The following is an 11,382-nucleotide window of genomic DNA, read 5'->3' as shown; positions in this document are numbered from 1 at the left end:
GCCATCGCCGCCGCGCGACCGCCCTCGGACGCGCCGAGCTTGAACGCGATCACGGGTTTGCTCGCGGCGCGCGCCGCTTTGCAGGCATCGCGAAACGCCTTGGTGTTGCGCACGCCTTCGAGATAAACCACGATCACCTTGATGCTCGGGTCCTCGGCGTAATAGCGCATCAGGTCTGGCGTCTCGAGTCCGGCCTCGTTTCCGGTCGTCACCATGTAGCCGACACCGACACCCCGATCTTCCAGCGCCTGGCGGATCGCCATGACGATGGCGCCGGACTGTCCGGCGATTGCCACAGCGCCTTGCTCCATGGTGACGATGCGGTCGTCGATGTTGGTGAAGAGCTTTTCGCCGGCGCTTAAGTTGCCGAGGCAATTCGGGCCGGTGACGGCAAGCCCGGTCTCGCGTATGGCGGCCTGTAACTCGGCGGCGAGCCTCTGGCTTTCCTCATCCTGCAGCTCGCTGAAGCCCGAAGTGACGATGGTGGCCGAGCGCGCACCGGCCGCAGCGGCGTCGCGGATCACCTGGACGGCAAAGCGCGCCGGCACCAGCACCAGAACGTGATCGGGCTTCTCCGGGAGGCTCGCAAAGTCCTTGTAGCAGGGGACGCCCCAGATGGCTTCACGCTTGGCGTTGACCGGATACAGGCCGCCCTCGTAACCGTACTTGATCAGATTATTCCAGATGCGTTCGGCATAATTGCCGGGCTTGTCGGTCGCGCCCACCAGCACGATGTTGAGCGGGTGCAGCATGGCGTGGATGCCCTTGACGATGTCGCTGGCATCGGGAGCCGGAGACCATAGACGTTGCGAAACCGATGCGGCAGGCACTTGAGCTTCCATGCGCTTCCCTCACTTCTTGTTCTTGTTGCAACGCGCTGTCGCGCCGGCTTCGCGGGCTGATCGTGGCGGATTCCATGCCGCGAGACGGAATGGGCAGGTCTTGACGACAGGGCCTGACGATAAGGCTAGCATCACGAGACTTTTGGCGAAAGTGCGAACGATCCGGCAAGATGCTAGGAACGGTGACGCTCATTCTCTCAAACGGTGATCATGCCGCTCCTGTCCATCGTGGTGCCGACTCTCGATCGTCCCGACACGCTTCGCCATGCGCTCGCGACCATGGCGTGCCAGCCTGCGCACGCGGACTGCGAGTTCGTGGTTCAGAACAATGGCGGCAATCCCGAGATCGCGAAGATGGTCGCAGACCTCCAGGACGAGCGCTTCAAGCATTTTGCCAGCGAAACCGTCCTGACCATGACCGACAATTGGGAGGCAGCGCTCGGCCATGCCTCTGGCGAGTACATCGCCTTCCTCGGCGATGACGACGGGTTGATGCCCTATGCATGTGCCACGGCGTCGGATCTGCTCTCCGGCCGTAAGATCGATCTCCTGAGCTGGCGCGCCTACAGCTACTACTGGCCGGGCTACTACCATCCGGCTTTCCGCAATCGGCTGCTCGCCGAGATCGACCTGACCTCGTCGGCAAAGCGCGTCTCGTCGCGGGATGAATTGGCGCGCATCTTCGGCTTCCAGGCGCACTATGCGAACCTGCCGATGATCTACAATTCGTTCGTCCGCCGCAGCGTCATCGACCGGATGCGTGCGGTCGGTGGCCGCTATTTCATCGGCCTATCGCCCGACGTGGCATCCGGTATCGCCAATGCCGCGCTGACCGACAGTTTCGTCCGGCTGTCGCGGCCGCTGAGCATGGCCGGATTCTCGCAGCACAGCACCGGTCACGCGCTGTTCTTCGAGACCACCGATCTGCTCGAAACGTCGCGTGGAGCGCGGGATTTCGGACCGATTGACGACGATCCCCGGCTCCCTGATCTCAACGCCCTCCAGCTCTTCATCGCCAAGGACATGCTCGTCCTGAAACGACTGCTGCTGAGGGATGACGACGACGTGCGGCTCGACTTCAAGGCGCTGGCACAGGCGCTTGCGACCGACATCAACAATCGGCCGCCCCTGTATGATCGAACCGTACAAACCATCGGCGAACTCGCCCGCACGCATGGTTTCGATGTCGCCGACATCATCATTCCTGCCCGCCTTGCGGATCGGCCGCCACCTGGCAAGGGTGTTCGCGTCATCGGGCAGAACCGCGTGGTTTACGAGCTGGATGGTTCGACGCTCGGGCTGAATTCGATCGCGGACGCAGTGCGCGTGATCGCGCAGTTCGTGCCGGATCAGCAGCCGTTCGATCCAGTCGCTCTGGAGGCTCCCGTGTCTGCGCCGGTCCTCGGTGCAGAGGAACTCGAATTCAGACGTGGCGGGACAGGTGTCGCCGCGTTGGCCGAGGGATGGAGCGAGCCGGAGCAATGGGGCACCTGGTCGGTTGCCAGGAATTGCGTGCTCCGCTTCGAGGTCCACCCCATTCCGTCACGGCCGGTCGAGCTCGTGCTGGCGTGCCGGGCCTTCGTGGCTGACGGAAATCCGCAACTGCGTGCGGTTTGCCGCGTCGGTAACGGCGCGCAGCAGGAATTGACGTTTTCGAGAGGGGCGTTCGCGGGCTTGCGCAGGTTGATGCTCGATCCCGCCGCGATTGCCGCCGACGGGATGTTGACCATTAGCCTGTCGCTATCCGATCCACGCTCGCCCGCTGATCTGGGACTGAGCTCCGATGTGCGTCCCCTCGGCATCGGCCTCGAGCGGATATGGCTCGATGACGATGTCCGTGCGTCACGAGGCCGGTAATCGCCGCACGCTCAATACCGCAGCAGGCTCAGCTTGTGGGCGTAGTGAAAGATGACCTGCCTTGCGAGATAGGGAGCGATGGCACGGCGGATCTGCATCTGTGTCGGATCGAAGCCGAGAACGCGGCGCCGCAAGATGCCCATCTCCCGGACGCCGATCGCATAGGTTGATGCCGTCTTCTGGGCGTCATGGATTCGGAAGCAGGCGAGAAATCGCGGCAGGCGGACGAATTTGAACTCCGCGGCCTGCGCTCGCAGGATGAAGTCCCAATCCATCGCGTAATGGAAGCTTTCGTCGATCGGCCCGATCCTGTCCCACACGCGCCTGCGCCAGAACATCGTCTCCTGCGGGATATAGTCGGCATATTGCAGTGCGTGCCCGTCATGGGGCGGCAGCACGGCACGGCCGACCTCGAGCCCCTCGCGGTCGACGAAGACGCGATGGCCATACACGATGTCGACATGCGGATGCGACGTGAAGTAGTTGGCGACAAAGGCTAGCGTCCCCGGCAACAGCATGTCGTCGCTGTTGAGATAGGCCATGATCTCGCTGTCGATGCCGGCAAAGCCGAGATTGATGGCGTTCGACTGCCCGCTGTCAGGTTCGCTCTTCCAGCTGATGCCCGCGGCGCGGCTTTTCAGGAGATCTATGGTGCCATCGATCGAGGCGCCATCCTGCACGTGATAATACAGGTTCGGATAGTTCTGGCCGACGATGCTCTCGATCGTGGCGCCGAGATACTGCGCCTGGTTGTAGCTCGGCGTGACGATCGCGATCCGCGGTGCATTCTCGCGGATGGAGGGGGCCGGCGGCAAAGCCCTCAAATTGAGCAGGCGCGGCGGATATTGCTCGAAGGTCCACATCGGCGGGCGCCGCCAGAGGCTTCGCAGCGAGGACCGCCTTTGCCCGGCGGCGATGAGATCCTGGTTCCTTTCCAGCAGCGCGAGGCGATTTTCGAGCTGCTCCAATCGTTGTTCGAGGCGCTGCCTGAACTCGTCGTCCATCCATCGTTCTTTCACAAATCACAACGTACAAAAATCAATGGGCCATTCTATAGGTCTCCAGCCTGCAGCGCCAGTTCACGGTCTCGTCAAACGCGATGGCGCGGCCTGTCCGGCGCGGTTTCAGAGGCCTCGATCAATCCGGGATGGGCCGATTGCGAACCGCTATTCACCTGTTTCGATCAGGGTGGCATGCAGGACATACCGCTCCGGGCCGGACGTGACGGCGTCGAACGGCCAGCAGGTCGTGAGCACGAGTTCGACATCCTGCGCCGTGGGATCGATGCCCGATGCATCGAAGCGGACCACGGCGGATGAATCCGCGCGATAGCGAAAGTGTTTGCCGTCACGGCGTGTGACATCGATCACGTCACCAATGGCAACATTCCGCAAGAACCGGAAATGTGTGTCGCGATGGCCGGCATATACCGCGACACCGCGCTCGCCGGCATCAACCGTTTGGTGGATGTGACCGGGGCCAAAGGCAAGCGCCTGCCCGCTCGCGCTTTCCAGCACGATCGCGCTGGCGCCGATCCGCTTCACCTCGATCCGCGCGACCGGCCAGGTGTCGGCCCATGACCACGGCTTGATCACCCCGCCCGTTATCAGGCTTCTGTCGAAGGCGCGCTCCAGCAGCACCTGCGCGAGCCAGGCCTTGGCATGGACATAGGCACCGTCGCCGAACAGGATGAGGCCGATCAGTGCCAGAACCAGCGGGGATAAGAGGCGGGGCATTGTCTCTACACGCGTCATTGCGAGCGCAACGAAGCAATCCAGAGTCTTTCCGTTGAGGCAGCCTGGATTGCTTCGCTGCGCTCGCAATGACGGGAAGAAAAAGGCGCGCGCGGCCGTTGGTGTGGGACGGGCAGCCGCGCGCGCTAACAGAGGAGTTCGGGGGACTCCTCTCTCAAGCGACGTCGGTGAGCAAGGATCGACGCCGGTTGAACACGAACAGGATCAAGGCGAGCGCGATCAGGATCAGACCTGCGATCATTTTCAGCTCGGCTGAGGTTGCCGTCTTGGGCAGACGGATCGCATCAGGCGCTGCGGGTGCCGGACGCCGCGCGGCTGGTGAGGTGCGCGCATCGGCATGGCGTTCACGCAAGTGCGACTGGATCTGCGGCCGTTCGCCAAACACTTTCGCGAAGTCCCAGCCGGCGGGCAGGTTGATCGGCAATTCGCTCGGCTTGAGCGGTGCGCCTTCGGGGCGGCTCGGCGTCTTGTCGACGGCGACGAGGCTGGTCAGGCGCGTGACGATCTGATGGTCGAGAGCCAGCGCCAGGATCGCCTTGTCGGCCTCCTCGGGCGCGAGTTCCCGCATGGCGCGCGCCACCTCGGCGTCACCGATCTTGCGCTTGGCCCAGAGTTTCGACAGGCCGTTGCCTTCCGCTGCATTTTGCAGCGGCAGCGTCACCGACCATGGACGCTCGCCGACGCGCCCCCTGATCTCGAGCGAGCCCGCGAGCTTGTCGAGCTTTGCCGCAAGTACCAGCGGCTCGTCGCGATAGACGTCGGGGATGATCGCCGGGGTGATGTCGGCCTTGGCTTCGGAGAATTTCGCGATGAGGCCGGTCACGGCTGGATTTTCGAGCTTGGCGAACAAGCCGCGCATGCGCTCCTCCACCTGCTCGACGGACCCGATATGGGTGAAGGCCCCACGGCCGAGCTCGGCGGCGCGTGTCATCAGATAGGTGTTGGGCGCCGACCCGATGCCGACCATGAAGACGCGCGAGCGGCCGCGCATTGCCGTGATCGTTTCGAACAATTGCTGTTCGTTGCCGATGGCACCGTCGGTCAGGAAGACGACCTGGCGAACCATGCCGGTGTCGCCGAGCTTGTCGGCCAGGGCGGCGCGCATCGCCGGCACCATCTCGGTGCCGCCGCGCGCCTGCAACGCGCTCACGAACGAGGTCGCCTCGCCGACATGCGCAGCGTCTGCCGGCACGGAAGCCGGAAACAGCACGTCCATGGTATCGTCAAAGCGGATGACGTTGAAACGGTCGGTCGGCTGAAGCCGGGAAAGAGCGTAAGTGAGGCTCGCCTTGGCCTGGACAATCGACGTGCCGCCCATCGACCCCGAATTGTCGATCACGAACACGACCTCACGCGGTAGTGGCCTTTGTGTCGACTGCTCGACGCTGGGCGGGGTGATGAAGGCGAGCAGGTAATCGGCATCGCCGACATGTTCGCGGAACAGGCCGACCGTCGGCGCCTTCTCGTCGGCGGGCTTCCAGCTGAGCTCGAAGTCGCGGTCGGCGGGAACAGCGCCACCGGCGAGCGTGATGATGCGTGCCGTGTTGTCCGGGCTCTCGATCTTGACGTTATGGTGGGGACTCCTGACCTCGCCAAGTGCGAAGCCGGCCTTCAGGCGCACCGTGATGGTGGTCGGATTGACCGGTGCATTCTTGGCGGGATCCAGCACAGGCGGTGAGATACGGTCGCGGTCCGGTACCGGGTCCGACGTCGTCGCGCCCCAGCCCGAGCCGTCGTTGCGGAAGTCGACGCTCTGGACGATGGGCGCCGGATTGTAGCGCGGTCCGACCACCAGTGGCAGGCGGAGCGAATATTCATTGCCGGACTGATGCACCGGCTCCTGATATTCGATCTGCACCAGCACGGTTTCGCCGGGACCGATATTGGCAACCGAGTTGGTGAAGATGTTCGGCCGTTCCTGCTCGGTGAGCGCGGCCTTCTGACCGGCGCGGCGTGCCTCTTCGTAGATCACGCGGGCCTGCTGCCGCTCCTTGATGTCTCCGACGATGACGCGGTCCCCGACCACCATCTTCAGCGTATCGACGGCGCCGCCGCTCGCGAGCGGATAGACATAGGTTGCCTCGACCCAGTCCTTGGTCGGGTTGCGGAAGATCTGGGTGACCCGCGCGCGCAGCGTCGGCCCTGATACCGTGATGTCGACGTCGGTGCCGAGGCGGATCGCTTCCGTGGTGGCGCCGTCATCCTTCAGAAGCAGCGTACCGGACCGTGCATCGCCGGGCTGGAGCAGGCTGGCCTGCTCGGTCGTTGCCGACCAACTCGTCCCGAAGCTGACCAGCAGGGCCACGAAGGCCATCAGCATCACCGCGATGCCCTGCGCGAGAAGAAGCAATCCGAGCTTGATCAGCCGGTTCAACATGGGGTGCTCGTCGTTGTCAGCCGTGTCGTAGGTGTCCATTGGCCTGCTCCTGAAAGGGCGTTTGCTGGCTCTGAGCATTTGCCGGGAGGGGCCGATTTCGCGAGCAGAATGATCGGTAATGTTCCGCCGCGGCCGGCCCGGGCACGCCGCCTGTAGGCGGTCATGTGCGGTTTTGTACTGGTTTGTCCGCCCTGCTAGGATGGCGGTGCTGGAGCAGGGCTAGCGATGCAGATGCAGGATAAATCCAACGATAAGCAGCTTTCGGACGAGCAGAGCCGCGAGATTGCCGAGACCATTCGCGAGGAGCTCGCCCGACGCCGGATCTCCCGGCAGGCGCTGGCCGAGCAGGCCAAGCTCAGCCTGTCGACGCTGGAGAAGGTGCTCGGCGGCCGCAGGCCGTTCACGTTGGCGACGACGGTCCGGCTGGAGCAGGCGTTGGGCGTCTCCTTGCGCAAAAGCGTCGTCGTGGTGACGCCGCCGGCAGCAAACGATGTCGCGCCCGACAGCCTCGGCTCCTATGCGCACCGCGCGGTGAGCTGGCTTGAGGACGTCTACATCACGCTGCGGCCGTCGTTCGGCCACAAGGATGCGATTTTCGCCTATCGCACCGAGATCGTCTGGGAGCCGCAAATTTCCTCGCTGGTCTTCCGCGAGGGCGATCGGACCGATGCCGCCTATGAGCATACCGGCGAGGTCGCCGTTCCCCATCAGTCCGGCTTCATCTACCTCGTCATCATCAAGCATGGCCAGCATCGCGTGATCACGGTGTCGCGGCCGACGGTCGCCGGCGAGATGTACGGCATCATCTCGACGCTCCGCGCAGGCCCTGGCTCGCAGCTGACGCCGATCGCGGCGCCGATCGCCTACGTGCCGCTGAAAAATGTCCAGAAGCCCTCCTTGGGACGGGTTGGGCCCGACGATGCCAACCATGCCTTGTATCGAAACCATCTGCGACGCACGGTAGAAGAGTCGTTCGCGCTGTTTTTGACGCTATAGTCCGCAAGAAATAGTCCTGCACCGCCTTGGCATGTGCCTATAAGGATAGACCATGCAGGACGGGCCCGGGCGACACCGCGGCGGATCTCCGCTGTTCTCCATCATCATCCCGCTCGAATATCACCGCGGGCAATGGGAGCAGTCCTGGCTGGGCTGGACATCACAGACCGCGGACAAATCCCTCTACGAAATCATCCTGGTCGTGCCGCCCGATTTTAGGGCGCGCGAGGAGTTGAAGGCGCTGGCCGGTGACGAGGCTCGTCTCGAGTTCACAGACTCCGAACACGATATCGGGCTGTGCGCGTTCGGCGCAACCAAAGCCCGCGGTAGCCATCTGTTCTTCACGGAGTCACATTGCTGGCCCGAGCCCGGCGTGATCGAGCTGTGCATCCGTGCCATCGAGGCTCATCCCGACTGGGCCGGCTTTTCCTGCCATTCGGTCCCGATCTGCCACAATCGATTGTCCCTGGCAGAGGCTGCGATGTACCAGGCCGACATCGAATTCGGGATGAAGCAGCATCCCTGGCGTAAAGTGCTCGACCAGTGCTTCGTGACGCGGCGTGACGTCTATTGGGAATGCGGAGGCCTGCGAGAGGAACTCGGCCATTTCGCCGAATGGGTGCTGGCTGCGACATATCACGCAAAAGGATATGCCATTGGTTATCTGGAAGAGGCGCGCTTCCATCACTATTACGTCGGCGAGATCGGCGAGCTGAAGACGTTCACGCTCGATTTCGTGCAGGGCGAGATCCGCTATCTCGGCGAGGAACGCCGCGATCCCGGCAGCGAGCTGCTCGAAGTTCCCCTCGAATGGAGCAAGCGGAGCGATCACGATCCTTCGCTCGCCCGCCATGCATTGAACGCGCTGGCGCGCTACAGCCTTTCGGGGCGGGGCTGGACGCGGCCCGGTGAGAAGTTACGTTTCTTCTGCCGATGGTTGGCGCCTGCGATTCTCGGCGATCTAGCCGCGCGCAGCTCCGCTCGGCTGGAGGCGGCCTGGGCGCGTGGCGTACTGACCGTTTTGACGGTCGCTGGATCGAGTGACGCAATCGCGCGATGGATGAGGCGATACATCGCCTCGCTGATCCGGCTCCAGAGACTTGATTGCATTCATCGCGCTGGATGTGACCACAGGTCCGTCGCCGGCCTCCCCGACGAGCATGTTCTTGCCCAAGCCGGTTTCCACGCGGTGGAGGCGTCGGCCGGGCACACCTTCCGCTGGAGCGAGCCGCAGGCGGCGGTTCGCATCAAAGGGCACCCCGGCCGCAACAGGGTCTACATCCGAAGTCCCGCGCTCCGTGCGCCGCTCGAGCGCATCGGGACCTATTTCTATCTCGACGGCAGACGCGTCGATCCGGCAGCGATCACGATCGGCCGTGACAGCTACACGCTGGATATCGATCTGCCACCATCGGGCATGGCGACGCTTGCATGGATATGCCCCGCGTTCAGGGGCCGCGACGATGCGCGATATCTGGGCCTATCGGTCACTTCCATCGCGTTGGAACAAGTATGCGGAGCGCCCCATGCGAGACATTCACAATCGGCCGTCGCGACCCCCTGAGGGTGTGTTGGCTCGCGCAAAACGATTGGCGGCGATGAACGCCGCCAATCGCATATTGCGGGGTGGCGCTAGCCTCCGGTTTCGGCGCTGATGATGTCGCCGAACAATTCCCACTGGCCGGCCTTGAAACGGATCATCTTGAGCTGCTCGATCGGCGCGAAGTCGTTGGCGCCGGTGTTGATCTTGATGCCGGGGATCAGCGTATCGGGCGTAAAGTCCTTCAGGCTGGCGGCCTGCTTCATCACGTTGTCCCGCGTCAGGTCGTCGCCACACTGCTTCAAGGTTTGAACCAGGGTCTGCGCGGCGGCATAGCCGTAGACGAGGTTGGTGTCGGAGACATTGGCGCCCGGCATGTATTTGTCGATGAAGGCGAGAAACTTCTTCATGCCTTCGTCGTCCTTCCATTGCGGATCGGACGCGTCCTTCAAATAGGTCGCCGATAGCACGCCCTCCGAAGCATCGAGCCCGGCGGGCTTCATCACCGCGCCGATCGAGATCGACACGTCGGTCATGACATGCATCGGCTTCCATTCGAGCTCGGCGATTTTCTTGATCGCTTGGGCTGCGAATTTCGGTGTCGAGATGTTGACGAAGACGTTGGCGCCGGTGCCCTTCAGCTTGACGATGTGGGAATCGATCGACGGCTCGGTGGTCTCGTAGCTCTCCTCCGCCACGATCAGCGAGGACGCCTTGTCGCCGAAGATCTCCTTGATGCCGGCGACGTAGTCCTTGCCGAAATCGTCATTGGCATAGAAGATCGCGACCTTGGCGTCGGGCTTGGCCTGCAAGATGTACTTGGCGAAGATCCGCGCCTCGACGCGGTAGCTCGGCTGGAAGCCCATGGTCCAGGGGAAACTTTTCGGGTCATTCCATTTGCTGGCGCCGGTGGCGAGGAAGAGCTGCGGCACCTTCTTGGAATTGTGATATTTCTGCACGGCGGTCTGGGTCGGCGTGCCCAGCGCGTTGAAGACCAGGAACACCTCGTCGCTCTCGATCAGCTTGCGCACCTGCTCCACGGTCTTGGGCGGCGAGTAGCCGTCGTCATAGGAAATCCAGTTGATCTTGCGGCCGTTGATGCCGCCCTGGTCGTTGATCATCTTGAAATAGGCTTCCTCGGTCTTGCCGATGATGCCGTAGGCTGAAGCGGGACCGGAATAGGCCTCGACATTGCCGATCCTGATCTCGGTGTCGCTGGCGCCGGTGTCGTATTTTTTCTGCGCGGAAGCGCCTTGAACCGAGAGCAATGTCAGGGCCGTTGCCGCGGCGAGCAGGGCGAATTTCTTGTTCTTCATGGAAATTCCTTGGGGTTTCTCGTGGGATGGGGCAGGCACTCAAAAAAGGAAAAGCGCCACTAGAGGGGCGCTTTGATCAGGCGTTGGCGGCTTTCTTGTCGACCTCGGAGGTCACCGAGAACTCCTTGCGCAAGGTCGGCTTGTGGATCTTGCCGGTCGCGTTTCGCGGGAGCGCGTCGATGAAGCGGATCTGGCGCGGGCATTTGAAGCGCGCCAGATTGGCGGCGCAATGTGCAAAGACATCGGCGTCCGTCAGCTTGTGGCCGTGCTTGACCGCGACGATCGCAAGGCCCACCTCGCCCCATTGCGGATCGGAAATGCCGATCACGGCAGCTTCGGCGATGGCATCGAGTTGGTGCAGGACGTTTTCGACCTCGGCCGGATAGACGTTCTCGCCGCCGGAGATGTACATGTCCTTCCAGCGATCGACGATGTAGTAGAAGCCGTCCTCGTCGACGCGCGTCGCATCGCCCGTGTGCAGCCAGCCGTTGGTAAAGGAGGTCTTGTTCGCCTCCGGCCTGTTCCAATAGCCCGGCGTGATGTTGGGGCCCTTGACCCAGAGCTCGCCAAGTTCGCCGACATCGGCATCGCTGCCGTCTGGGCGGACGATGCGCACCTCGGTGTGCAGCACCGGCTTGCCGGCGGAGCCGGCTTTCCGCGCCGCATCTTCGCGGTCGAGCACGAGCACGGCCGGCGAGGT

9 protein-coding genes are annotated in these 11,382 nt (G+C 63.1%); 3 read left to right on the top strand and 6 right to left on the bottom strand.

What is annotated here, in order from left to right:
• Positions 1-842: CoA-binding protein (locus MOV74_RS19030; RefSeq protein WP_246925553.1), on the bottom strand; the 842-nt coding region annotated here is incomplete at its 3' end.
• A 210-nt stretch (positions 843-1,052) separates the two neighbouring features.
• On the opposite strand from MOV74_RS19030, the gene MOV74_RS19025 reads away from it, so the two are divergent.
• Positions 1,053-2,699, top strand: coding sequence for a glycosyltransferase family 2 protein (locus tag MOV74_RS19025; RefSeq protein WP_246925551.1), 1,647 nt, complete (start codon positions 1,053-1,055; stop codon positions 2,697-2,699).
• Between the two features lie 11 nt (positions 2,700-2,710).
• Here the strand turns inward: MOV74_RS19025 and MOV74_RS19020 are convergent, their stop codons facing one another.
• From MOV74_RS19020 to MOV74_RS19010, 3 genes are all read right to left on the bottom strand, one after another.
• Complete coding sequence (locus MOV74_RS19020; RefSeq protein ID WP_246925549.1) at positions 2,711-3,703, bottom strand: glycosyltransferase family 2 protein; 993 nt, start codon at positions 3,701-3,703, stop codon at positions 2,711-2,713.
• Positions 3,704-3,865: 162 nt separating this feature from the next.
• Complete coding sequence (locus MOV74_RS19015) at positions 3,866-4,435, bottom strand: class GN sortase (RefSeq protein ID WP_246925555.1); 570 nt, start codon at positions 4,433-4,435, stop codon at positions 3,866-3,868.
• Between the two features lie 172 nt (positions 4,436-4,607).
• On the bottom strand, positions 4,608-6,869 hold the full coding sequence (locus MOV74_RS19010) for a marine proteobacterial sortase target protein (RefSeq protein ID WP_246925547.1): 2,262 nt from the start codon (positions 6,867-6,869) through the stop codon (positions 4,608-4,610).
• A 186-nt stretch (positions 6,870-7,055) separates the two neighbouring features.
• Between MOV74_RS19010 and MOV74_RS19005 the strand changes: the two genes are divergently transcribed.
• The gene (locus MOV74_RS19005) at positions 7,056-7,826 is read left to right on the top strand and encodes a helix-turn-helix transcriptional regulator (RefSeq protein ID WP_246925545.1); all 771 of its coding nucleotides are present in this window, start codon (positions 7,056-7,058) and stop codon (positions 7,824-7,826) included.
• Positions 7,827-7,878: 52 nt separating this feature from the next.
• Entirely contained in the window at positions 7,879-9,390 is a 1,512-nt protein-coding gene (locus tag MOV74_RS19000) for a glycosyltransferase family 2 protein (RefSeq protein WP_246925542.1), read from the top strand.
• A gap of 68 nt (positions 9,391-9,458) precedes the next feature.
• Here MOV74_RS19000 and MOV74_RS18995 read toward each other — a convergent pair whose 3' ends face one another.
• Positions 9,459-10,682 carry an ABC transporter substrate-binding protein gene (locus MOV74_RS18995; RefSeq protein WP_246925539.1) on the bottom strand — a complete coding sequence of 408 codons (1,224 nt, stop codon included), beginning with the start codon at positions 10,680-10,682 and terminating at the stop codon, positions 9,459-9,461.
• Between the two features lie 76 nt (positions 10,683-10,758).
• Positions 10,759-11,382, bottom strand: a 624-nt coding sequence (locus tag MOV74_RS18990; RefSeq protein ID WP_246925536.1) for an AMP-binding enzyme, incomplete at its 5' end; no start/stop codon positions are given.

The organism is Bradyrhizobium sp. SHOUNA76, from assembly GCF_023006445.1.
In the GTDB taxonomy this organism is placed as follows: domain Bacteria; phylum Pseudomonadota; class Alphaproteobacteria; order Rhizobiales; family Xanthobacteraceae; genus Bradyrhizobium.
This window is presented reverse-complemented; position numbering and strand designations above follow the sequence as displayed.

Coding starts and splice junctions, on each gene's coding strand:
- MOV74_RS19025 (WP_246925551.1), top strand. CDS start 1,053: ATGCCGCTCCTGTCCATCGTGGTGCCGACTCTCGATCGTCCCGACACG.
- MOV74_RS19020 (WP_246925549.1), bottom strand. CDS start 3,703: ATGGACGACGAGTTCAGGCAGCGCCTCGAACAACGATTGGAGCAGCTC.
- MOV74_RS19015 (WP_246925555.1), bottom strand. CDS start 4,435: ATGCCCCGCCTCTTATCCCCGCTGGTTCTGGCACTGATCGGCCTCATC.
- MOV74_RS19010 (WP_246925547.1), bottom strand. CDS start 6,869: ATGGACACCTACGACACGGCTGACAACGACGAGCACCCCATGTTGAAC.
- MOV74_RS19005 (WP_246925545.1), top strand. CDS start 7,056: ATGCAGATGCAGGATAAATCCAACGATAAGCAGCTTTCGGACGAGCAG.
- MOV74_RS19000 (WP_246925542.1), top strand. CDS start 7,879: ATGCAGGACGGGCCCGGGCGACACCGCGGCGGATCTCCGCTGTTCTCC.
- MOV74_RS18995 (WP_246925539.1), bottom strand. CDS start 10,682: ATGAAGAACAAGAAATTCGCCCTGCTCGCCGCGGCAACGGCCCTGACA.